This window comes from Streptomyces davaonensis JCM 4913, assembly GCF_000349325.1.
Lineage (GTDB): Bacteria > Actinomycetota > Actinomycetes > Streptomycetales > Streptomycetaceae > Streptomyces > Streptomyces davaonensis.
The window spans coordinates 7,124,005-7,146,487 of the sequence record NC_020504.1 but is presented as its reverse complement, the minus strand read 5'-3'; the positions used below and the strand labels follow the sequence as shown (position 1 = coordinate 7,146,487).

The 22,483-nt window shown below is 70.5% G+C and carries 19 protein-coding genes; 4 read left to right on the top strand and 15 right to left on the bottom strand.

The window, feature by feature from the left end:
* Nucleotides 1-52 precede the first annotated feature (52 nt).
* The 15 genes from BN159_RS31525 to rsmH all read right to left on the bottom strand — a co-directional run bounded on the left by BN159_RS31525 (nucleotide 53) and on the right by rsmH (nucleotide 16,549).
* Nucleotides 53-337 (bottom strand): YggT family protein, encoded by a 285-nt coding sequence (locus tag BN159_RS31525; protein ID WP_007448661.1) that lies wholly within the window; start codon nucleotides 335-337, stop codon nucleotides 53-55.
* An 85-nt stretch (nucleotides 338-422) separates the two neighbouring features.
* Complete coding sequence (locus BN159_RS31520) at nucleotides 423-1,064, bottom strand: cell division protein SepF (protein WP_015661078.1); 642 nt, start codon at nucleotides 1,062-1,064, stop codon at nucleotides 423-425.
* Between the two features lie 129 nt (nucleotides 1,065-1,193).
* On the bottom strand, nucleotides 1,194-1,913 hold the full coding sequence (locus BN159_RS31515; protein ID WP_015661077.1) for a YggS family pyridoxal phosphate-dependent enzyme: 720 nt from the start codon (nucleotides 1,911-1,913) through the stop codon (nucleotides 1,194-1,196).
* A gap of 6 nt (nucleotides 1,914-1,919) precedes the next feature.
* Nucleotides 1,920-2,648, bottom strand: coding sequence for a peptidoglycan editing factor PgeF (pgeF, locus tag BN159_RS31510; RefSeq protein WP_015661076.1), 729 nt, complete (start codon nucleotides 2,646-2,648; stop codon nucleotides 1,920-1,922).
* A complete protein-coding gene (gene ftsZ / locus BN159_RS31505; RefSeq protein WP_015661075.1) occupies nucleotides 2,645-3,835 on the bottom strand; it encodes a cell division protein FtsZ in 1,191 nt (396 codons plus the stop codon). Before ftsZ ends, pgeF begins: the two co-directional genes overlap by 4 nt.
* A 286-nt stretch (nucleotides 3,836-4,121) precedes the next feature.
* Nucleotides 4,122-4,916: a cell division protein FtsQ/DivIB gene (locus BN159_RS31500; protein WP_015661074.1), complete on the bottom strand. Its 795-nt coding sequence runs from the start codon at nucleotides 4,914-4,916 to the stop codon at nucleotides 4,122-4,124.
* A 24-nt stretch (nucleotides 4,917-4,940) separates the two neighbouring features.
* A complete protein-coding gene (gene murG / locus BN159_RS31495) occupies nucleotides 4,941-6,032 on the bottom strand; it encodes an undecaprenyldiphospho-muramoylpentapeptide beta-N-acetylglucosaminyltransferase (protein ID WP_015661073.1) in 1,092 nt (363 codons plus the stop codon).
* A 6-nt stretch (nucleotides 6,033-6,038) separates the two neighbouring features.
* The gene (gene ftsW / locus BN159_RS31490; protein ID WP_015661072.1) at nucleotides 6,039-7,400 is read right to left on the bottom strand and encodes a putative lipid II flippase FtsW; all 1,362 of its coding nucleotides are present in this window, start codon (nucleotides 7,398-7,400) and stop codon (nucleotides 6,039-6,041) included.
* 99 nt (nucleotides 7,401-7,499) lie between these two features.
* A complete protein-coding gene (gene murD, locus BN159_RS31485) occupies nucleotides 7,500-8,939 on the bottom strand; it encodes a UDP-N-acetylmuramoyl-L-alanine--D-glutamate ligase (RefSeq protein WP_015661071.1) in 1,440 nt (479 codons plus the stop codon).
* The gene (mraY, locus tag BN159_RS31480) at nucleotides 8,921-9,994 is read right to left on the bottom strand and encodes a phospho-N-acetylmuramoyl-pentapeptide-transferase (protein ID WP_015661070.1); all 1,074 of its coding nucleotides are present in this window, start codon (nucleotides 9,992-9,994) and stop codon (nucleotides 8,921-8,923) included. Before mraY ends, murD begins: the two co-directional genes overlap by 19 nt.
* Nucleotides 9,991-11,397 carry a UDP-N-acetylmuramoyl-tripeptide--D-alanyl-D-alanine ligase gene (locus BN159_RS31475; protein WP_015661069.1) on the bottom strand — a complete coding sequence of 469 codons (1,407 nt, stop codon included), beginning with the start codon at nucleotides 11,395-11,397 and terminating at the stop codon, nucleotides 9,991-9,993. Before BN159_RS31475 ends, mraY begins: the two co-directional genes overlap by 4 nt.
* A gap of 4 nt (nucleotides 11,398-11,401) precedes the next feature.
* Entirely contained in the window at nucleotides 11,402-12,922 is a 1,521-nt protein-coding gene (locus BN159_RS31470) for a UDP-N-acetylmuramoyl-L-alanyl-D-glutamate--2,6-diaminopimelate ligase (RefSeq protein ID WP_041822048.1), read from the bottom strand.
* 163 nt (nucleotides 12,923-13,085) lie between these two features.
* Entirely contained in the window at nucleotides 13,086-15,041 is a 1,956-nt protein-coding gene (locus BN159_RS31465; protein WP_015661067.1) for a peptidoglycan D,D-transpeptidase FtsI family protein, read from the bottom strand.
* A gap of 7 nt (nucleotides 15,042-15,048) precedes the next feature.
* Entirely contained in the window at nucleotides 15,049-15,507 is a 459-nt protein-coding gene (locus BN159_RS31460) for a septum formation initiator family protein (RefSeq protein WP_015661066.1), read from the bottom strand.
* Between the two features lie 85 nt (nucleotides 15,508-15,592).
* Nucleotides 15,593-16,549 (bottom strand): 16S rRNA (cytosine(1402)-N(4))-methyltransferase RsmH, encoded by a 957-nt coding sequence (gene rsmH / locus BN159_RS31455; protein ID WP_078598906.1) that lies wholly within the window; start codon nucleotides 16,547-16,549, stop codon nucleotides 15,593-15,595.
* A gap of 303 nt (nucleotides 16,550-16,852) precedes the next feature.
* On the opposite strand from rsmH, the gene BN159_RS31450 reads away from it, so the two are divergent.
* From BN159_RS31450 to BN159_RS31435, 4 genes are all read left to right on the top strand, one after another.
* Nucleotides 16,853-17,401 carry a beta-class carbonic anhydrase gene (locus BN159_RS31450; RefSeq protein ID WP_041820085.1) on the top strand — a complete coding sequence of 183 codons (549 nt, stop codon included), beginning with the start codon at nucleotides 16,853-16,855 and terminating at the stop codon, nucleotides 17,399-17,401.
* 237 nt (nucleotides 17,402-17,638) lie between these two features.
* Nucleotides 17,639-18,676: an AAA family ATPase gene (locus tag BN159_RS31445; RefSeq protein ID WP_015661063.1), complete on the top strand. Its 1,038-nt coding sequence runs from the start codon at nucleotides 17,639-17,641 to the stop codon at nucleotides 18,674-18,676.
* Complete coding sequence (locus BN159_RS31440) at nucleotides 18,676-20,040, top strand: DUF58 domain-containing protein (RefSeq protein WP_015661062.1); 1,365 nt, start codon at nucleotides 18,676-18,678, stop codon at nucleotides 20,038-20,040. Before BN159_RS31445 ends, BN159_RS31440 begins: the two co-directional genes overlap by 1 nt.
* A complete protein-coding gene (locus tag BN159_RS31435) occupies nucleotides 20,037-22,415 on the top strand; it encodes a transglutaminase TgpA family protein (RefSeq protein ID WP_015661061.1) in 2,379 nt (792 codons plus the stop codon). The genes BN159_RS31440 and BN159_RS31435 overlap by 4 nt, the downstream gene beginning before the upstream one ends.
* Nucleotides 22,416-22,483 lie beyond the last annotated feature (68 nt).

Below are 22,483 nucleotides of genomic sequence, written 5' to 3'. Positions count from 1 at the left end.
TCACCTCAACGTAGTCGTCGGCATTCGGCAAGACGGTAGGTCACATCGCTCATCACAGCCGGCTCACGATCGAGATCAGGATGTAGACGATGATCATCAGTACGAAGAAGGACAGGTCGAGCGCCACGCCCCCGAGACGCAGCGGCGGAATGAACCGCCGCAGAAGCTTGAGCGGTGGATCAGTGACAGTGTAGGTGGCCTCCAGAACGACCACCATCGCCTTGCCGGGTTGCCATGAGCGGGCGAACTGGAAGACATAGTCCATGACCAACCGGAAGATCAGCACGATGAGGAAGCACATCAGCGCGATGTAGACGACATCCAGGACCACGCTCATGACCCTTGCTTCCCTCTCCCCTGTTTCCGTGCTGCTGCGGTACTGCGTTGTGTAGCTCTTGTACTGCTTTTTCCGGTCATGCGTCTCAGCTCTGGTTGAAGAACCCGCCCTCTGCGATACGGGCCTTGTCCTCCGCCGTGACATCGACGTTAGCAGGCGACAACAGGAACACCTTCTGCGTCACCCGCTCGATGCTGCCGTGAAGACCAAACACCAAACCAGCCGCAAAGTCGACAAGTCGCTTTGCGTCTGTGTCATCCATCTCAGTCAGATTCATGATCACCGGGGTGCCCTCACGGAAGTGTTCCCCGATGGTACGGGCCTCGTTGTAGGTCCGCGGGTGAAGCGTGGTGATCCGGTACGGCTCTCGTTCCGACACGACCTTGGGCATGATCACCGGCGCGTTCTTCTCCAGGCTTTGACGTTCTTGTGTGATGGACGCCACGGGCGCGATGCGCGCCGGACGCCCGGATTCCGCGGCTAGCGAAGCGGAGTGGGGCACCGGCTCGCGCGGCGCCGACGGTTGCACCACTCGTACCGATTCGTCCCTTTGGGACTGATGTGCACTGTGGGACTGGTGCGACCGCTCGTGCGGCCGGTGGTCCCGCTCGGGCTCGGGGTCGAGTTCGGGTTCGAAGTCGTCGTCGGGGTCGAAACCGCGGCCGTCGTACCCATCGTCCTCCACGAGGCCGAGGTAGACCGCCATCTTGCGCATCGCGCCGGCCATGCTCTGAGTCCTCCGCTCTGTGGTGGATGGGCTGACGACTGCCAAGTGCCCGCCATCCACGAGGTCGTTACACCCGCCATTCAGCGGTAATGACCATATTTTCTGCTGTGGTCCGACTTCCTGGCGACGTTACCCGAGCCTCGCGCGGACTCCGAGTACCGCGCTGCCGACGCGCACATGTGTCGCTCCGGCCGCCACGGCCTGTTCGAGGTCCGCACTCATTCCTGCCGAGACCATGTTCGCAGCCGGATGGGCTCGGCGCAGGTCGGTCGACAAATCCATCAACCGCTCGAACGCCGCCTGTTCACGTCCTGCGTACTCTCCGGTCAAGGGTGCGACGGTCATCAGCCCGTCGAGCCGCAGCCCCGGAGCCGCCGCGACGAGATGCGCCAACTCCTCGATCCCGCCCGGCGCCACGCCACCTCGCTCCCCCCGCTCACGCTCACCCGCGTCGAGCGCGACCTGGAGCAGACACCCCACCTCGCGCCCGGCCCGTACGGCCTCCTTGGAGAGGGCCGTCACCAGCTTGGAACGATCGACGGAGTGCACGTGATCCGCGTAACCGACCACGGATCGCACCTTGTTGGTCTGAAGCTGGCCCACAAAATGCCAAGTAAGGGGCAGATCCGAGCATTCCGCTGCCTTCGGTGCCGCGTCCTGGTCCTTGTTCTCGGCAACGTGACGCACACCGAGTTCGGACAGGATCCGCACATCGCTCGCGGGATAGGTCTTGGTGACCACGATCAGGGTCACCTCCTCGCGCTTGCGCCCGGCGGACGTGCAGGCCGCGACGATGCGCTCCTCCACTTTCGCCAGGTTCGAGGCGAGTTGATCCTTACGTTCCGTCATGCCCCATCAGTCCAGCCAGACATAGCCCGCGAGCCGGCCCGTGGTCCGGTCGCGGCGGTACGAGAAGTGGTCGCCCGACTCCCGGGTGCACACCGGCGACTGCTCCCGGTCACGCACCCCGAGCCGGTCGAGCTGCGCGTGCACCCCGGCGGTCACATCCACCGCGGGCGTACCCCAGCTCGTCTCGGCGTACGCCGCCGGCTCGACCGCGCAGACCTCGGCGCGCATCTCCTCGGGCACCTCGTAGCACCGACCGCAGACCGCGGGTCCGGTGCGGGCGACGATCCGGGACGGCTCGGCGCCCAGTTCCATCATCGCGCGCACCGCGGCCGGGACGATCCCGGCGATCATGCCGGGACGGCCCGCGTGAGCTGCGGCGACGACGCCCGCGACCGGGTCGGCGAGCAGGACCGGAGTGCAGTCGGCGGTGAGGACGGCGAGGGCGAGTCCGCGTTCGGCGGTGACGATCGCGTCGACCTCCGGCACCGGTCGCTCGCCCCAGGGCTCGTCGACCACGGCGACGTCCTTGCCGTGTACCTGGTTCATCCAGACCACCCGGCCGGGCTCGATCCCCAGCGACTTGGCCGCCAGCTCCCGGTTGGTCCGCACCGCGCCGGGGTCGTCCCCGACCGCCCCGCCGAGGTTGAGCTCCTCGTACGGAACGGCGCTCACCCCGCCCCACCTGTCGGTGAAGGCGAAGTGCGCGCCGCTCACGGTGTCGCGCTGTCCTATCACTTCAGGAAGTCCGGCACGTCCAGCTCCTCGGCCGCGCTGTCCGAGTAGGACCGGGACGGCGGGACCGGCGGGGCGACCGGGAGGTCGGCGGCGGGCTCGGGAGCGGGCGCCGGCTCCTCCTTGGGCGTGACGCTGCCGAGCGAGCCGAAGGACGGGCGGCTCTCGGGCTGCCGTACCGGGGTCGGCTCCTCGCGCTTGGCCGAGGACGAGCCGAGGATGTTGTCCCGCTTGGCGGGCGGCTGGCCACCGTCGAAGCCGGCCGCGATCACTGTGACCCGGACCTCGTCGCCGAGGGCGTCGTCGATCACCGCGCCGAAGATGATGTTGGCCTCGGGGTGGGCGGCCTCGCTGACCAGCTGGGCGGCCTCGTTGATCTCGAACAGACCGAGGTCGGAGCCGCCGGAGATGGAGAGCAGCACGCCGCGGGCGCCGTCGATGGACGCCTCCAGCAGCGGCGAGGAGATCGCCATCTCGGCCGCGGCCACCGCGCGGTCGTCGCCGCGGGCCGAGCCGATGCCCATGAGGGCCGAACCGGCCTCGGACATGACCGACTTGACGTCGGCGAAGTCGAGGTTGATCAGGCCGGGCGTGGTGATGAGGTCGGTGATGCCCTGGACACCGGAGAGCAGGACCTGGTCGGCCGACTTGAAGGCGTCGAGCACCGAGACCTGGCGGTCCGAGATGGACAGCAGCCGGTCGTTCGGGATGACGATGAGGGTGTCGACCTCTTCGCGCAGTTCGGCGATGCCGTCCTCGGCCTGGTTGGCGCGGCGCCGTCCCTCGAAGGTGAACGGGCGGGTGACCACACCGATGGTGAGGGCGCCCAGGGAGCGGGCGATGTTGGCCACGACGGGCGCGCCGCCGGTGCCGGTGCCGCCGCCTTCACCGGCCGTCACGAAGACCATGTCGGCCCCCTTGAGGACCTCCTCGATCTCCTCGCGGTGGTCCTCGGCGGCCTTGCGGCCGACGGCCGGGTTGGCTCCGGCGCCGAGTCCGCGGGTGAGTTCACGGCCGACGTCGAGCTTGACGTCGGCGTCGCTCATCAACAGCGCCTGTGCGTCAGTGTTGATGGCGATGAACTCGACGCCCTTGAGACCGACCTCGATCATCCGGTTGATGGCATTGACACCACCGCCGCCGACACCGATGACTTTGATGACTGCGAGGTAGTTCTGCGGTGCTGCCACGTCGAAGGCCTCTCGCCTCGATTACGTGTCGCCGGACCCGCGAGCTGTGCTGCCCCGTGATCCGGACGACTGATGCCGAATGGGCCGGTCCGTATCGCCGACCCGAACCCTAACGCTGAAGTTTAGGGTTACCAGTGTGTCCGTTCCTTGAAGTCTTCTGAACAGGACACTAAGTCGACAAGTGGCGCCCGTTCAACGAACACGCCGAACCTCCCGTTTTTCTTTTCACCCTATGTGATCAGCCGTAGCGGTGCCCAACCAGGGTGCTGGCCTGCGCGGATGTGCGTCAACTCCCCGCTGACGCGGGGGCGGTGGGAACGCTGACATCGAAGTGCCGCGCACCCGGCGAGGCTTTCATCAGGGCGGCGAGTGTGCGAGCCTTCGCCGCGCCCTTCTCGGAGCTGCCCCAGTCGACGGTCCGACCGTCGGCCAACTCCAGCGAGATGTCGTCGTAGGAACGGACCTTGACGGTCCGGGTGTCCCGCGCGACGGCGGCCGGAACCGCGTCGGCGACCCGGACCGCCTCGCGCACCAGCCGGTCCTCGCCGAAGCGGCGCAGGCTGGCGGCGGCGGAATCGGACGAAGAGGGCGTCAATTCCAGTGCGGGAACGCCTTTTGGAGCCACAGAAACCGTGGCGAAACGGACACCTTCTCCGTCCACTTCGACGAAGTTCCCGCCCTTTCGCACAATCAGAACCGGGGTTCGCTCGGTCACTTTCAGCCCGATTCCATCGGGCCAGGAACGACCCACGTCCACCACGTCAATTCGCGGCAGTTTCCGCTTCAGTCGCGACTCGATGGCATCGGTGTCGACCGAGACCAGCGGCGAGCCGACCGGTACGTCGGCGGCCTCGCGTACCTGCTCGGGAGTGAGCACCCGGGTCCCGGACACCGTCACGCGCTCCACGCGCAGCCAGTTCGAGCCGTACAACACCCAGACGCCGCCCGCCCCGAGGAGCACGAGCGCGACGGCGAGGATGATGATCGTACGAAGCCGTGGTGGCCGCACCCGCCGGGCAGGGGGCGGGCCGGACGACTGCTGCTGACGTTCCCCGCGCTCGGCGGTCGTCGATCCGGCCACGCTGCCTGCCCTCCGTCGTACGTCCTAGCGTCGGTGCGAGGCGATCGCCTCGTACACCATGCCGACGAGCAGGTCGTCGGCGTCCCGGCGGCCGAACTCACCGGCGGCGCGGGACATCTCGTACAGCCGGTGCGGGTCGGCGAGCACGGGCAGGACGTTGTGCTGCACCCACTCGGGGGTGAGTTCCGCGTCGTCGACCAGCAGTCCGCCGCCCGCCTTGACCACCGGCTGGGCGTTCAGCCGCTGTTCGCCGTTGCCGATGGGCAGCGGGACGTAGGCGGCCGGGAGTCCGACGGCGGAGAGTTCGGCGACGGTCATCGCGCCCGCACGGCAGAGCATCATGTCGGCCGCGGCGTACGCGAGGTCCATCCGGTCCAGGTAACTTACCGGGATGTACGGGGGCATCCCCGGCATCTGCTGCACGTGCGGCAGTTCGTTCTTCGGGCCGACCGCGTGCAGGATCTGGATGCCGGCCTGCTGGAGCCAGGGCGCGACCTGCTGGACGACCTCGTTCAGGCGCCGGGCGCCCTGGGAACCGCCGGAGACCAGCAGGGTCGGCAGGTTGGGGTCGAGGCCGAACATCGCGCGGGCCTCGGGACGCACCGCGGCCCGGTCCAGGGTGGCGATGGAGCGGCGCAGCGGGATACCGATGTAGCGGGCGTCCCGCAGCTTGCTGTCGGGGGTGGACACGGCGACCCGGGCCGCATACCGCGAGCCGATCTTGTTGGCGAGCCCGGGGCGGGCGTTGGCCTCGTGGATCACGATCGGCACCCCGAGGCGCTTGGCGGCCAGATAGCCGGGCAGCGCGACATAGCCGCCGAAGCCGACCACGGCGTCCGCCTTGGTGCGCTCCAGGATCTGCTCGGCGGCCTTGATCGTGCCGCGCAGCCGGCCCGGGACGGTGATCAGCTCAGGCGTCGGCTTGCGGGGCAGCGGGACGGCAGGGATCAGCGCCAGCTCATAGCCGCGCTGCGGGACGAGCTGGGTCTCCAGGCCGCGTTCCGTGCCCAGGGCCGTGATCCCCACGGTCGGGTCCTGCCTGCGCAGGGCGTCCGCGAGGGCGAGCGCGGGCTCGATGTGGCCCGCGGTTCCTCCGCCGGCAAGTACGACATGCACCGAAATTCACCGCTCTCCGGACGAACGCGCCGCCGAGGCGCGCCGTCGCATCGTGTTCCATCTCCGGGGCTCCCTGGTCGCAGCAGAGCCCCGCGCACCCCGCTTTCTACCAAAGCGGGGTTGCCGCATCGAAAGCGCCGCCCGCGCAGCGGGCTCATCGCGCGCGAACGCGATCAGCAGCCCGATGGCGAACATGGTCGGCAGCAGGGCGGACCCTCCGTAGGAGAACAGCGGGAGGGGGACACCGGCGATCGGCAGCAGACCGAGCACCGCACCGATGTTGATCACCGCCTGAGCGGTGATCCAGGTGGTCACACCTCCCGCGGCGTACCTCACGAAGGGGTCCTCCGTGCGTCCGGCCACGCGGATACCCGCATAGCCTAGAGCCGCGAAGAGGGCGAGCACCGACAGCGTCCCCGCCAGGCCCAGTTCCTCACCGGTGACGGCGAAGATGAAGTCGGTGTGGGCTTCGGGCAGTTGTCCCCATTTCTCCACACTCGCTCCGAGCCCGGAGCCGAAGATCCCGCCGGACGCCAGCGCGTAGATGCCGTGCACCGCCTGCCAGCAGGCGTCCCCCGGGCCGGGGTCGGTGGCGCCGATGCACTGGAGGCGGGCCATCCGGTTCGGGCTGGTCTTGATGAGGATCAGGCCGATCAGCCCGGCGATCGACAGCACCCCCACGAACAGCCGGGTCGGCGCGCCCGCCAGCCAGAGCAGCCCGAACAGGATCGCGGTGAGGATGATCGCGGTACCCATGTCGCCGCCGAGCATGATCAGTCCGAGCAGCATGAACGCGACCGGGACGAGCGGCACCAGCATGTGCTTCCACTGGGTCAGCAGCTTCTTGTCCTGCTTGCGGGCCAGCAGATCCGCGCCCCACAGCACCAGCGCCAGCTTGCCGAACTCGCTGGGCTGGAGCAGGAAGGGGCCGCCGACGGAGATCCAGTTCTGGTTGCCGTTGACCGAGACTCCTATCCCCGGCACCTGGACCAGCGCCATCAGGAAGACCGCGCCCGCGATGATCGGATAGGCCAGCGCCCGGTGCAGTTTGACCGGCATCCGGGAGGCGGCGAACAGCAGTCCGGCGCCGATCAGCGCGGCCAGCGACTGCTTGCGGAAGAAGTACGACCCCGGCAGCGACATCTGGAGCGCCTTGATCTGGGAGGCCGAGTAGACCATCACCAGGCCCAGCACGGTGATCAGCAGACTGCCGCCGAGGATCAGGTAGTAGGCGGTCAGCGGACGGTCCCAGGCCTTCTTGGCGCGGATGTAGAGCTGCCGGAAGGGGTTCTCGCGCGAGGGCCGGGGGGCGGTGGGACGTCGGGCGGCTCGCTGGACCGGAGGGCGGCCCGTACGGCTACTGGACATCACCGGCTCCTCGCACCCGACCGCCGAACCCGAGCCACATCCGAGTCACCCCGTCCCGTCAAAGGGCCCCGGAGCACCCCAGATGGCCGGGACCCGCCGTCAGGCGTCGGTCCCGAGTTCGCGGACCGCTTCCGCGAACGCGTCGCCGCGCTTGTTGTAGTTGGCGAACATGTCCATCGAGGCGCAGGCCGGAGCCAGCAGCACCGTGTCGCCCGCGCCGGCGAGCCGCTGGGCCTCCTGGACCGCCGCGAGCATCGCCCCAGTGTCGGTCCGGTCGAGGTCGACGACGGGCACTTCCGGGGCGTGTCGCGCGAGCGCTTCGCGGATCAGCGCCCGGTCGGCACCGATCAGGACGACCCCGCGAAGTCGCGCCGCGGACTTGGTGACCAGCTCGTCGAAGGTGGCGCCCTTCGCAAGGCCCCCCGCGATCCACACGATCGACTCGTACGCCGCCAACGAGGCTTCCGCCGCGTGGGTGTTGGTGGCCTTGGAGTCGTCGATGTACGCGACTCCGTCCACGTCCGCCACGTGCGCGATGCGATGGGCGTCCGGGGTGAAGTCCCGCAGCCCGTCCCGTACGGCCCTGGCGGGCACCCCGAAGGCGCGCGCGAGGGCCGCCGCGGCAAGGGCGTTGGCGATGTTGTGCGGCGCCGGCGGGTTGACGTCGGAGACCTCGGCGAGCTCCTGGGCGTTCTTCTGCCGGTTCTCCACGAAGGCGCGGTCGACCAGGATGCCCTCGACGACGCCGAGTTGGGACGGGCCCGGGGTGCCGAGGGTGAAGCCGATCGCCCGGCAGCCCTCCTCGACGTCCGCCTCGCGCACCAGGTCCTCGGTCGCCTTGTCGGCGGCGTTGTAGACGCAGGCGACGCGATTGCCCTCGTAGATACGGCCCTTGTCGGCGGCGTACGCCTCCATCGAGCCGTGCCAGTCGAGGTGGTCGAGGGCGAGGTTCAGCACGGCCGCGGAGTGGGCGCGCAGCGAGGGCGCCCAGTGCAGCTGGTAGCTGGAGAGTTCGACCGCGAGGACGTCGTACTCCTCGTCCCCGAGGACCGCGTCCAGCAGGGAGACGCCGATGTTGCCGACCGCCGCCGTGCGCAGGCCCGCCGCCTTGAGGATGGAGGCGAGCATCTGGACGGTGGTGGTCTTGCCGTTGGTGCCGGTGACGGCGAGCCAGGGCGCCGCGTCCGGCCCGCGCAGGCGCCAGGCCAGTTCGACGTCGCCCCAGATCTCCAGGCCGGCCGCGCGGGCCGCCTCGAACAGGGGCTTGTCCGGCTTCCAGCCGGGCGCGGTGACGACGAGTTCGGTGCCCTCGGGCAGGGTCGCACCGTCACCGAGGCGGACCGTGATGCCCAGTGCCTCCAGCTCGGCGGCCTGTGCACGCGCGCGTGCGTCGTCGCCGTCGTTGACGACCGTGACGATCGCCCCGCGCGCGTGGAGCACCTTGGCCGCCGGGATGCCGGAGACGCCGAGCCCGGCGACGGTGACGTGCTTGCCCTGCCAGTGGAGAGGCTCCGAGGAGGTCACTTTTCCGCTGCCCATCCTGCGTAGAAGAGACCCAGGCCGACGATCACGCAGATGCCCTGGATGATCCAGAAACGGACCACCACGAGCACTTCGGACCAGCCCTTGAGTTCGAAGTGGTGCTGGAGCGGCGCCATTCGGAAGACGCGCTTGCCGGTGAGCCGGAAGGAGCCGACCTGGATGACCACCGACATGGTGATCAGCACGAACAGGCCGCCCATGACGGCCACCAGCAGCTCCGTGCGGGAGCAGATGGCCAGGCCCGTCAGGACACCGCCGAGCGCGAGCGAACCGGTGTCGCCCATGAAGATCTTGGCCGGCGACGTGTTCCACCACAGGAAGCCGAGGCAGGCGCCCATCAGCGCCGCGGAGATGACGGCGAGATCCAGCGGATCACGCACTTCGTAGCAGGCGTTGGGGCTGGGCAGGATCTGCGCGTTGGCGCAGGACTCCTGGAACTGCCAGACGCCGATGAACGTGTAGGCGCCGAAGACGAGGACGGAGGCGCCGGTGGCCAGACCGTCCAGGCCGTCGGTCAGGTTCACGCCGTTCGACATCGCGAGGATCATGAACAGCGCCCAGATGACGAACAGCACCGGTCCGATCGTCCAGCCGAAGTCGGTGATGAACGACAGCTTCGTGGAGGCCGGGGTGTTGCCGCGGGCGTCCTCGAACTGGAGCGCGAGCACCGCGAAGGAGACACCGACGAGCAGCTGTCCGGCCATCTTCGCCTTGGCCCGCAGACCGAGCGAACGCCGCTTGACGATCTTGATGTAGTCGTCGAGGAAGCCGACCAGACCCATGCCGACCATCAGGCCGAGCACCAGCACACCGGAGTAGGTCGGCGGCTTGCCCGTGATGAGCTTCGACAGGAAGTAGGCGGCGACCGTCGCCAGGATGAAGGCGATACCGCCCATCGTCGGCGTACCGCGCTTGCTCGCGTGCTCACGCGGGCCGTCGTCCCGGATGTACTGGCCGTAGCCCTTACGGGCGAGCAGTTTGATCAGCAGCGGGGTGCCGATCAGCGTCAGGAAGAGGCCAATGACTCCTGCGAACAGGATCTGCTTCATCATCGGGCGGCAACCTCACCCTCGGCACCGGTCTCGACGAGCGCCTGCGCCACGCTCTCAAGACCGACCGACCGGGACGCCTTCACGAGTACGACGTCCCCTGGGCGCAACTCGCTGCGCAACAGGTCGACCGCCGCCTGTGCGTCGGACACGTGCACCGACTCCTCACCCCACGAACCCTCGTTATATGCGCCCAGTTGGAGCCAGGACGCTTCCCTGCCCCCGACCGCGACGAGCTTGCTGACGTTGAGCCGGACGGCGAGCCGTCCGACCGCGTCGTGCTCGGCGAGCGCCTCGTCCCCGAGCTCGGCCATCTTGCCGAGCACCGCCCAGGTCCGCCGCCCCTTACCCATCGCCGCGAGCGCGCGCAGGGCGGCTCGCATGGACTCGGGGTTCGCGTTGTAGGCGTCGTTGACGATCGTCACGCCGTCCGGGCGCTCGGTGACCTCCATACGCCAGCGGGAGAGGGTGCCCGCCTCCGAGAGCGCGGTGGCGATCTCTTCCGCGGACATGCCCAGCTCGTGGGCGACGGCGGCCGCGGCGAGCGCGTTCGACACGTGGTGCTCACCGTACAGGCGCATGGTCACTTCGCTTGCACCGGAGGGTGTGTGAAGCATGAAGGAAGGCTGTCCGCTGTCCGTGAGTCGCACGTTCTCGGCGCGTACGTCCGCTTCGTCGGACTCTCCGAAAAGGAGCACCTTCGCCTTCGTACGGGAGGCCATGGCCCGTACCAAGGGGTCGTCCGCGTTGAGGATCGCGGCGCCGTGCTCCGGGAGCGCTTCCACGAGTTCGCCCTTGGCCTCGGCGATCTGCTCGCGGCCGCCGAACTCGCCGATGTGGGCGGTGCCGACGTTGAGGACCAGGCCGATCCTGGGCGGGGTGAGCTCGGTGAGGTAGCGGATGTGGCCGAGGCCGCGGGCGCCCATCTCCAGCACGAGGAACTTGGTCTCCTCGGTGGCGCTGAGCGCGGTGAGCGGCAGCCCGATCTCGTTGTTCAGCGAGCCGGGCGTGAACACCGTCGGCGCCTTGCGCTGGAGGACCTGGGCGATCAGGTCCTTGGTGCTGGTCTTGCCCGCGGAGCCGGTGAGGGCGACGAGGGTGGTGCCGAGCTTGGCGACGACGTGCCGGGCGAGGGCGCCGAGGGCCCGCTGGACGTCGTCCACGACGATCGCGGGCACGCCGACGGGCCGGGAGGCGAGCACGGCCGCCGCGCCCGACTCGACGACGGCGGCCGCGAAGTCGTGGCCGTCGACGCGCTCGCCGACGAAGGCGACGAAGAGGCTGCCGGGCCCCGCCTCACGGGAGTCCCGGACGACCGGTCCGGTGACCCGTACCGACGGATCCGGTATGTCGTACGTCTGCCCGCCGACGACTTCTGCGATCTCGGCGAGAGAGAGGGCGATCACAAGTTCATCCCTGGGTCTGCTGGATAGCTTCGCGAAGCACCTGGCGGTCGTCGAAGGGACGCACCACCCCGGCGATGTCCTGGCCCTGCTCATGGCCCTTGCCCGCGACCAGCACGGTGTCCCCGGGCCGCGCCCGGGCGACCGCGGCGGCGATGGCGGCGGCCCGGTCCTCGAAGACCTGGACCTCGCCGCGCTCGTGCTGGGGCACGGAGGCCGCGCCCTGGAGCATGGCCGCGAGGATCGCGAGGGGGTCCTCGGAGCGGGGGTTGTCGGAGGTCAGTACGGCCGTGTCGGCGAGCCGGGCCGCGGCGGCGCCCATCGGCGCCCGCTTGGTGGTGTCCCGGTCGCCGCCGCAGCCGAGCACGATGTGGAGCTTGCCCTCGGTGACCTTGCGCAGGGCGCGCAGAACCGATTCGACGGCGTCGGTCTTGTGGGCGTAGTCCACGACCGCGAGATAGGGCTGGCCCGCGTCCACCCGCTCCAGCCGGCCCGGCACCCCGGGGACGGCGGCGATGCCGTCGGCGGCTTCCTGCGGGTCGAGGCCCGCGACGGCCAGGGCGACGACCGAGGCGAGGGTGTTGGCCACGTTGAACGGTCCGGCCAGCGGCGAGCGGGCGCTGATCCGCTCGCCCTTGGGGCCGACGACGGTGAACGTCGAGTCCATGGGCCCGACCTGGACGTCCTCGGCGCGCCAGTCGGCGTCGGGGTGGCCCTCGGCGGAGAAGGTGACGACGGGGACCGTGGCCTCCTTGGTGAGCCGACGGCCGTACTCGTCGTCGAGGTTGATCACGCCGAGTTTGCTGCGCTCCGGCGTGAACAGCTGTGCCTTGGCCCGGAAGTAGTCCTCCATGTCGGAGTGGAACTCCATGTGTTCCGGGCTGAGGTTGTTGAAGACGGCGATGTCGAAGACGCAGCCGTCGACCCGGCCGAGGACCAGTGCGTGGCTGGAGACCTCCATCGCGACCGCCTCGACCCCGCGCTCGCGCATGACGGCGAACAGGGCCTGGAGGTCGGTGGCCTCGGGCGTGGTGCGCTCGGACTTGATGCGCTCGTCGCCGATGCGCATCTCCACGGTGCCGATGAGGCCGGTGGACCGGACCGTCTTCAGACCGCCCTCGACGAGATAGGCCGTGGTGGTCTTGCCGGAGGTGCCGGTGATGCCGATCTGGAGCAGGTCACGACCGGGCCGGCCGTAGATCGTGGCCGCCAGCTCGCCCATCTGCCCGCGCGGATCGTCCACCACCAGCACGGGCAGACCCGTGGCGGCGGCGCGTTCGGCGCCGGTCGGGTCGGTCAGTACGGCGACCGCGCCGAGGCCCGCGGCCTGCGTGACGAAGTCGGCGCCGTGCAGGCGGGCGCCCGGCAGGGCGGCGTACAGATCGCCGGGGCGGACGGCGCGCGAGTCATGGGTGATGCCCGTGACCTCCGCGTCCTGGCCCGGCCGTGCGGCACCCAGCTGGTCGGCGAGCTCCGCGAGGGGTGTGGCGGAGACCTGGACCGGCCGGGGCGGCCCGGGATATGTCACGGGTGCGCCCTTCTGGGTGGTTTGGGACTGATCAGCGTGTGGCACGGCGGTGAGCGTACCGGGCCCACCCGCCTCGGAGCGAAGCGAGTCGGCGGACGGTCCGTGGTTCCGGGGATCAGGGGTGATCGTTGTCACGAGGTGGTTCCTGGCTGCTCGGTACTGATCAGGGCGTGAAGGTGACCGGGAGGTTGGCGGCTCCGGCCCCGGTCGGCGGGACCTGGAGGGTCTTCAGGGCGAACTCCATGACCTGCTTGTAGACGGGCCCGCAGATCTGGCCGCCGAAGTAGCTGCCCTTGGTGGCGTTCTGGATGGCGCAGTAGACGGTGACCCGGGGCTGGTCGGCGGGCGCGAACCCGGCGAAGGAGGAGGTGTAGCCGCGGTACTTGCCGGTGGCCGGATCCACGCGGTTGGCCGTACCGGTCTTGCCCGCGACCCGGTAGCCGGGGATGCGGGCCTTGGTGCCGGTGCCCTCCCGGTCGTCCACGACCGACTCCAGCATCTTGGCGAGGGTCTTCGCCGTCCTGGTGCTGACGACCCGTGTCTTCTCGGGCTTCTCGGCGGGGGTGAAGCGTCCGTCGGGCCCCTTGGTGCCGCGGACGAGGGTGGGTTCCACGCGGACGCCGCCGTTGGCGATCGTCGAGTAGACGGAGGCGGCCTGCATCGCGTTGATGGAGACGCCCTGGCCGAAAGGAATCGTGTACTGCTGCGAGGTCGACCACTCCTCGGGCGGCGCGAGGATGCCCCTGGTCTCGCCGGGGAAGTCCAGGCCGGTGTGGCTGCCGAGGCCGAACTTGCGCAAGTAGGAGTAGAGGACCTTGTTGGACTCCTGCTGCGTCCTGCCGAGCTGTCCGGTGGCCAGGATGGTGCCGATGTTGCTGGACTTGGCGAGCACGCCGTTGAGCGTGAGGTACCAGGTGGCGTGGTCGATGTCGTCCCGGAAGAGCCGGTCGCCGCGGTGCAGCCGGTTGGGCACCACGACATGGGTGTCGGGGGTGGCCGCGCCCTCCTCCAGTACGGCGGCCATCGACATCACCTTGGCCGTGGAGCCGGGCTCGTAGGCGTCCTCCAGGCTCCAGTTGTGCAGGGAGCTCCCGTCGGCCTTGGACAGGTCGCCCGGGTCGAAGCCGGGTGAGTTGGCCATGGCGAGGATCTCGCCGGTCCTGGTGTCCTGGACGATCACATAGCCTCGGTCGGCCTTGGACTCCTTCACCTGCTCGCTGATCGCGTTCTGCGCCGCCCACTGGATGTCGCGGTCGATGGTGAGCTCGACATCGCTGCCGGGCACCGCGGGCGTCTCGGTGGAACCGGCGGTCGGCACCTGGCGGCCGCCGGACTGGGCGTAGCGGATCTTGCCGTCCTGGCCGGCCAGCTCCTGCTCCAGCTGCCGCTCGACCCCGCCGCCGCCCTTGCCGTCGTAGTTGACCCAGCCCAGTATCCCGGCGGCCAGGTCGCCGTTGGGGTACACGCGCTTGCTGCTGGCGACCGAGAAGACGCCCGCGAGGGCGTTGACGGTGCCCGGGTCGGACTCGGCCTTGGTGGCGAGCGCGCTCTTGAGGTCCTTGATCTGCTTCCAGACCTGCGGGGTCTGGCGGCGGGAGAGCAGGACGTACTGGCCCTTCGCCCTGAGCTTCTTGGCCAGGGCGGCCTGTTCCTGGCCAAGGATCGGCGCGAGCAGCGCTGCGGCCTGCTCCGGGCCGTCGGAGGTCTTGAGCGCCTTGCGCGTGAACATCGTGGGGTCGGCCGTGATGTCGTACGCGTCCACGCTGGCGGCGAGCGCCACGCCGTTGCGGTCGGTGATGCCGCCGCGCTCGGCGGCCAGCGTGTAGCCGACGTACCGGTTCTTCTCGGCCTTGGCGGCATAGGTGCCGGCGTCCACGGCCTGGACCTGGAGGAGCCGGATGACGAAGGCGATCAGGACGAGGGTCAGCGCCAGGCTGACCATGCGCAGCCGCGGGCGGGGGCTGCCGAGACGGAGGGCCTGGGGGGCCGCGGGGCGGGGCTGCGCGGGGCGGCGGGCCGGTCGGGCGCCGGGTCCCGGGGTGCGCCGGTTCGCGGGACGCTCGGGCCGGGCGGGTCCTGGCACCCGGCGGCGCGGCGGTTGCTTGCCTGAGTCGGCCACTCTTCCGTCACCTGCCGGGTGTCGTGGGGGTCGGGGACGTGGTCACGAACGCCTCGGGGGCCAGGACCAGCGGATTCGGTACGACGTTTCCGCGGGCGGCGGCGGGGGCCGGGGCGGGGACGCCCTTGACGGTGCCGTCGGGGTCGAGGAAGGCCGGGTCGCCGCCCGGCACCATGCCCAGCTCACGGGCCCGGCGCTGGAGGGCGTCCGGCGCGGAGTAGGCGTCGACGTCCCGCTGGAGCGCCTGTTCCTCGTCGGTGAGGCTCTTGGTCTCCTTCTGGAGGTCGTCGAGCCGGAACGCGCCCGCGCTGAGGGCGGAGTTCAGCACCAGCAGCCCGATGAGACCACCGCCGAGCAGCAGGACGACCAGGAGCACGAAGGGGGTGCGGGCGGCCTGTCCCGGTCCGGCCGGGAGGAGCCGGGCGAGCTTGGCGGCCCTGCCCCTCAGTTCGGGTTTCCTACTCACCGGCCCCGCCTCGGTTGGAATTTCCCACTCACCGGCCCCGCCTCGGTTGGAGTTTCCTACTCACTCGTCCTCCCGTGAGTACGGGTCACTCGACGTCCTCCCTGATGCGCTCCGCCCCGCGCAGCCGCGCCGGTGCCGCCCGGCGGTTCTCGGCGACCTCTTCCTCGGTGGGAAGTTCGGCACCGCGCGTGAGCAGCTTGAGCCGCGGCTGGTACTGCTCGGGGACCACCGGAAGTCCGGGCGGCGCCGTGGTGGCGGCACCGGCCGCGAACACCTGCTTGACCAGCCGGTCCTCCAGCGAGTGGTACGACAGCACGGCGATCCGGCCACCCACCGCGAGGGCCTTCACGGCGCCCGGGATCGCCCGCTCCAGGACGGACAGCTCGCCGTTGACCTCGATGCGCAGAGCCTGGAAGGTGCGCTTGGCCGGGTTGCCGCCGGTGCGCTTGGCGGCCTGCGGCAGCGCGTCCCGGATCAGCTCCACCAGCCGCGCGCTGTTGCTGAACGGCTCCTTCTCGCGCTCGCGCACGACGGCGGCCACGATCCGCTTGGCCTGCTTCTCCTCGCCGTACGCGCGCAGGATCCGCACCAGCTCACCCGGGGGGTAGGTGTTGAGGACCTCGGCCGCGCTCATGCCTGTCGTCTGGTCCATGCGCATGTCGAGGGGGGCGTCCTGGGCGTAGGCGAAGCCGCGGTCGGCCTCGTCGAGCTGCATGGAGGAGACGCCGAGGTCGAACAGCACGCCCTGGACGCGCGGGATGCCGAGTCTGGTCAGTACGTCGGGCAGCTCGTCGTAGACGGCGTGCACCAGGGTGGCCCGCTCGCCGAAGGGGGCGAGCCGCTCGCCGGACAGGCGCAGGGCCTCCTTGTCCCGGTCCAGGGCGACGAGGCGGGCCTCGGGGAACTGCTGGAGGAGGGCCTCGCTGTGGCCGCCGAGGCCGAGCGTGCAGTCGACGACGACCGCTCCGGGTGCCTGGAGGGCGGGGGCCAACATGTCCAGGCACCGCTGGAGCATCACCGGGACATGTCGACTGTTGCTCAAGGGGCCCTCTCAGGTCCGGCGGGCGGTACGCACCGCCGGGTCCCCGCCCGCTCGTGAAGTTTCAGTCCATCAGGGAGGCCTCGCCTCCCGCTTCGCGTCACTTTAGTCCACCCTGTCGCGCGGTCAATCAACCGGCCTGCGCGGCGCGGCCCGGGGTCGGCGCGAAGCCTCGTACCGGGGAAATTCACTCCTACAGGCGCACTCGTACCCGCCTTGTGGGTTAGCTCACAACAGGGCTCAATGACGTTCTTTGTCCTCTCTCACAGAGGGACGGGACGCGAGGTGACCAGTACCGTCATAGCCATGTCGACATCTGCATCGGTACCCGCAGGTCCCCACGGCTCCATAGCCGACGGCGGCACGGTCACCGACCGTCTCGTCGAGGCGAACGAGGCCTACGCCACCGCGTTCGCCGATCCCGGCATGGACGCCCGTCCGGTCCTGCACGTCGCCGTGGTGGCCTGCATGGACGCCCGGCTCGACCTGCACGCCGCGCTCGGCCTCGAGCTCGGCGACTGTCACACCATCCGTAACGCGGGCGGCGTCGTCACCGACGACGTGATCCGCTCCCTCACCATCAGCCAGCGGGCGCTCGGCACCCGCAGTGTCGTGCTGATCCATCACACCGGCTGCGGCATGGAGACCCTCACCGAGGATTTCCGGCACGACCTGGAGATGGAGGTCGGCCAGCGCCCGGCCTGGGCCGTGGAGGCCTTCCGGGACGTCGACCAGGACGTACGCCAGTCCATGCAGCGCGTGCGGACCTCGCCGTTCCTGGTCCACACCGACGATGTGCGCGGCTTCGTCTTCGATGTGCGGACCGGCCTGATGCGCGAGATCGACCCCGCGTAACCTCCCCCTGAACCTGTCGTTTCGCTGTTGATTTCCGACTCCGGGGCGCCCAAAAGGCAGTAAAACCCGACATATCGCAGGCACTTGTCCACAGGCGAGTGACACGAATCGGTAACGGCAGCAAGAATGCGAGTGTGGCGTCACACGGAACTATCCGCGTGTGGTGTCCGTGTTTCGGGGTGGGCCGGTCCGCATCGCAGAGCGTCGGCCCGGAAAGAACGGGCCGAGGAGGGCCGGGTGACGACCTATGACGATCGAGCGAGCCTCACTGATCTGACCGCCACCGTGGAGCGTGTCCGCAGTTCGGTGGAGGGAGTGATCGAGGGCAAGCCCGAGGTCGTACGGCTTTCGCTGACCGTGCTGCTCGCCGAGGGACATCTTCTGATCGAGGACGTCCCCGGCGTGGGCAAGACAATGCTGGCCAAGGCGCTGGCACGGTCGATCGACTGCTCGGTGCGGCGTATCCAGTTCACGCCCGACCTGCTGCCCTCGGACATCACCGGTGTGTCCATCTGGGACCAGCAGCAGCGGGATTTCGAATTCAAGCCGGGTGCGATCTTCGCGCAGATCGTGATCGGCGACGAGATCAACCGCGCCTCGCCCAAGACCCAGTCGGCGCTGCTGGAGTCCATGGAGGAGCGGCAGGTCACCATCGACGGACAGACGTACGAGCTGCCCAGCCCCTTCATGGTGGTGGCCACCCAGAACCCGGTCGAGATGGAGGGCACGTACCCGCTGCCCGAGGCGCAGCGCGACCGCTTCATGGCCCGGGTCTCCATCGGCTACCCGAGCGCGGACGCCGAGCTCCAGATGCTCGACATCCACGGCGGCGTGAACCCGCTGGACGACCTCCAGCCGGTGGCCCACGCGCACGACATCGTGAAGCTGATCGACGCCGTCCGCGGTGTCCATGTCGCCGAGCCGGTCCGGCGCTACGCCGTCGACCTGGTCGCCGCCACGCGTAACCACCCCGACCTCAGACTCGGCGCCTCCCCGCGCGCGACGCTGCATCTGCTGCGCGCGGCGAAGGCGTCCGCCGCGCTGAGCGGCCGGGACTACGCCCTGCCGGACGATGTGCAGGCCCTCGCCGTGGCCGTCCTGGCCCACCGGCTGCTGCCCACCGCCCAGGCCCAGCTCAACCGTCGTACGTCGGAACAGGTCGTGCAGGAGATCCTCCAGCGCACCCCGGTGCCCTCCGCGCCTCAGCAGAGCGGCCTGGGCGGCCTCGGCCGCGGCACCCCGGCGTATCCCCAGCAGCCGCCGCGGAGGCTGTGATGAGCACCGGGGGGACGGGGCACGCGGAGGCCGACCGGGGCGAGCAGGGCGGCGTGCGCACCGCGCTGTCGGGTCTGACCACCCGCGGCCGCTCCTTCCTGGCCGCCGGAGTGGCGGCCGCGATCTGCGCGTACGTCCTCGGGCAGAGCGATCTGCTGCGGGTGGGCCTGCTGCTCGCGGTGCTGCCCCTGGTCTGCGCGGGCGTGCTCTACCGCACCCGCTACCGGGTGGCCGGCAGCCGTCGGCTCTCCCCCGCGCGGGTGCCCGCCGGCAGCGAGGCCCGGGTCCATCTGCGGATGGACAACGTCTCGCGGCTGCCCACCGGCCTGCTGATGCTCCAGGACCGGGTGCCCTACGTCCTGGGCCCGCGCCCCCGCTTCGTGCTGGACCGGGTGGAGGCGGGCGGCCGTCGCGAGGTCTCCTACCGCGTCCGCTCCGACCTGCGCGGCCGCTACCCGCTGGGCCCGCTCCAGCTGCGTCTGAACGACCCCTTCGGCATGTGCGAGCTGACCCGCTCCTTCTCCACCTTCGACACCCTCACGGTCATCCCGCGCGTGGAACCCCTGCCCCCGGTCCGCCTCAGCGGCGAGGCCAAGGGGTACGGCGACGGACGGCAGCGCTCGCTGGCCCTGGCCGGCGAGGACGACGTGATCCCGCGCGGCTACCGCTACGGCGACGATCTGCGCCGGGTGCACTGGCGCTCCACCGCCCGCTACGGCGAGCTGATGGTGCGCCGCGAGGAGCAGCCGCAGCGCGCCCGCTGCACGGTGCTGCTGGACACCCGGGGCCTGGCCTTCGAGGGCGCGGGCCCGGACTCGGCCTTCGAGTGGGCCGTGTCGGGCACGGCCTCCGTCCTGGTGCACATGCTGGAGCGGGGTTTCTCGGTCCGGCTGCTGACCGACACCGGCAGCTCGGTGCCCGGGGAGGGCGCCGACGGTTTCGCCGGGGCCAACCAGGAGTCGGCCGACGCGGCCGGGCTGATGATGGACACCCTCGCGGTGATCGACCACTCCGACGGCACCGGCCTGTCCCGCGCCTACGACGTGCTGCGCGGGGGCAACGAGGGGCTGCTGGTGGCGTTCTTCGGCGACCTCGACGAGGAACAGGCCGCGGTGGCCGCCAAGATGCGCCAGCGCAGTGGGGGCGCGGTCGCCTTCCTGCTGGACAGCGAGACCTGGGCGCGGGAACCGTCCGACACGGCCCGGCCGTTCGACAGGAGCGAGGAGCGGCTGCGGATGCTGCGGGAGTCGGGCTGGACGGCCCTGAGCGTGCCGCGCGGCGCCCCGCTGAACGAGCTGTGGCGCCAGGCGGACCGTGAGCGCGCGGGCGTCGTCGCCGCGAGTGGTGGGGAGGGACCGGCATGAGCGGGCGGGCACGACTGGCGCTGTGCGCCGCTGTGGCCACACTGGCCGCGGCCTGCGCCCTGCTCCCCCTCGTCGACGAGCCCACCTGGCTCTTCCAGGCGACCCTCCTGCTGGCCGTGCAGACGGGTGTCGGCATGGCAGCCCGCCGGGTGCCGTTGGCCCGCTCGCTGACCGTCGCCGCACAGGCCCTGGTCACGCTGATGCTGCTGACCCTCGCCTTCGCGCGGGAGCAGGCGCTGCTCGGCCTGGTGCCGGGCCCGGAGGCCTTCACCTACTTCGCCGACCTGCTGCAGACGGGCACCGACGACGTCAGCCGGTACGCCATCCCGGCGCCGCTGTCCGACGGCATCCGGCTGATGCTCGTCGGCGGTGTGCTGGTGATCGGCCTGGCGGTGGACACCCTCGCGGTCACCTTCCGCAGCGCGGCCCCGGCGGGCCTGCCGCTGCTGGCGCTGTACTCGGTCGCCGCGGGACTGTCCGAGGGCGGCGCCGACTGGCTGTGGTTCCTGGTCGCGGCGGCCGGCTATCTGATGCTGCTGCTGGCCGAGGGCCGGGACCGGCTCTCGCAGTGGGGCCGCGTCTTCGGCGGCGCCCCGCGCGTTCCGGGCGGCGAGCCCGGCGCGGTGGCACCGGTGCGCACCGGGCGGCGGATCGGCGTGGTGGCGCTCGGCATCGCCCTGGTGGTGCCGCTCGGGCTGCCCGCGATGAACGGCGGCCTGCTGGACGGCGCGGGCACCGGGGTGGGCTCCGGGTCCGGAAGCGGCGGCACCATCTCCGCGGTGAACCCGCTGGTGTCCCTGCGCGACAGCCTGAACGTGGACGAGGACCGCCAGGTCCTCTCCCTGCGCACCAACACCAACGACCTGTCCAACATGTATCTGCGGATCGTGTCCCTGGACGACTTCGACGGCACCACCTGGAAGCCGTCCAAGCGGAACATCACCTCGGTGCCGGACGAGTTCCCCACCCCCATCGGGCTGGGCCCCGACATCAAGCGCACGGAGATCGTCACCCGGGTCTCGGCGGCGAACTGGTACGCCCAGGACTGGCTGCCGATGCCCTACCCGCCGAGCGGCGTGGACATCGAGGGCAACTGGCGCTACGAACCGCTCGGCATGACCCTGGTGGGCGACCACGGCCAGAACACCCGCGGCATGACCTACACCGTGCGCAGCCTCAATGTGCAGCCCACGGCGGAGCAGCTCGACTCGGCAGCGGAACCGTCGGCCGCGATCAAGCGCGAGTTCACCAAGCTGCCCTCGTCGCTGCCGGAGGAGGTCAGGCAGACCGCGCGCGAGGTCACCGACGGCGCGAACAGCCACTACGAGCAGGCCGTCAAGCTCCAGGAGTTCTTCGCCGTCACCGGCGGCTTCCAGTACGACACCCAAGTGCAGGTCGGCAGCGGTTCCAACGCGATCGTCCGGTTCCTGCGGGACAAGCAGGGCTTCTGCGTCCACTTCTCCTTCTCGATGGCGGCGATGGCCCGCTCCCTGGGCATACCGGCACGGGTGGCGGTGGGCTTCGCGCCGGGCACCCCGGAGAGCGACAAGTCGGTGTCGGTGGGCCTGAAGGACGCCCACGCCTGGCCCGAGCTGTACTTCGAGGGCGTCGGCTGGACCCGCTTCGAACCGACCCCGACCCGCGGCTCCGTCCCGTCGTACACCCAGACGGACGCGCCCGGCAGCACCCTGCCGGACGTGGCGCGGCCGACCCAGTCGGCCAGCGCGGTGCCGAGCGAGGCGCCCTCGGAGAGCGAGAGCTGCGCGGCGGGCGGCAACCCTGAGCTGTGCGCCAGTGAGTCCCCGCAGGCCGCCCTGGCCGCGAACGACGACGGCCCGAAGTGGTACGCCTTGCTGGCCTGGTCCCTCGCCGGTCTTGTGGCGCTGCTGATCCCGCTGTCACCGATGCTGTGGCGGCTGCGGACCCGGGCCGTACGGCTCGGGGCGCACGGCCGGAGCGAGGCCGACGCGGCCCCGCACATCCTGGCGGTCTGGCAGGAGCTGACCGACACGGCGTGGGACTTCGGGATCGCGCCGGACGACTCTCAGACCCCACGCAAGTCGGCCGCCCGGATCGTCCGGCTCGGGCATCTCGATGCGGAGGCCGCGGCCTCGGTGCACCGGCTGGCCGACGCCGTGGAGCAGGTGCTGTACGCGCCGCGGCCGCGGCCGACGGCGGGGCTCGCCCAGGACGTCCGCCGAGTGGTGGCCGCCCTGCGGTCCACGGTCAGCCGGGGCACCCGGATTCGAGCACTCTTCATGCCGCGTTCGACCGTGCGTGTGGTGTGGGCGGCGGCCGAGTGGTGGAGCGGGGTCAAGGCGCGGGTCTCCGCGGCCCGGCCGCCGCTGCGGAAGGCGTCGGGGCAGCAGGGCTGAGACGGGACGAGGAAGGCCCGGGCGGGTGATCCCGTCCGGGCCTTGCTCATGATTCCCGTCGTGTTCGC

Coding starts and splice junctions, on each gene's coding strand:
- BN159_RS31525 (WP_007448661.1), bottom strand. CDS start 337: ATGAGCGTGGTCCTGGATGTCGTCTACATCGCGCTGATGTGCTTCCTC.
- BN159_RS31520 (WP_015661078.1), bottom strand. CDS start 1,064: ATGGCCGGCGCGATGCGCAAGATGGCGGTCTACCTCGGCCTCGTGGAG.
- BN159_RS31515 (WP_015661077.1), bottom strand. CDS start 1,913: ATGACGGAACGTAAGGATCAACTCGCCTCGAACCTGGCGAAAGTGGAG.
- ftsW (WP_015661072.1), bottom strand. CDS start 7,400: ATGTCCAGTAGCCGTACGGGCCGCCCTCCGGTCCAGCGAGCCGCCCGA.
- murD (WP_015661071.1), bottom strand. CDS start 8,939: ATGGGCAGCGGAAAAGTGACCTCCTCGGAGCCTCTCCACTGGCAGGGC.
- mraY (WP_015661070.1), bottom strand. CDS start 9,994: ATGATGAAGCAGATCCTGTTCGCAGGAGTCATTGGCCTCTTCCTGACG.
- BN159_RS31450 (WP_041820085.1), top strand. CDS start 16,853: ATGTCGACATCTGCATCGGTACCCGCAGGTCCCCACGGCTCCATAGCC.
- BN159_RS31440 (WP_015661062.1), top strand. CDS start 18,676: ATGAGCACCGGGGGGACGGGGCACGCGGAGGCCGACCGGGGCGAGCAG.
- BN159_RS31435 (WP_015661061.1), top strand. CDS start 20,037: ATGAGCGGGCGGGCACGACTGGCGCTGTGCGCCGCTGTGGCCACACTG.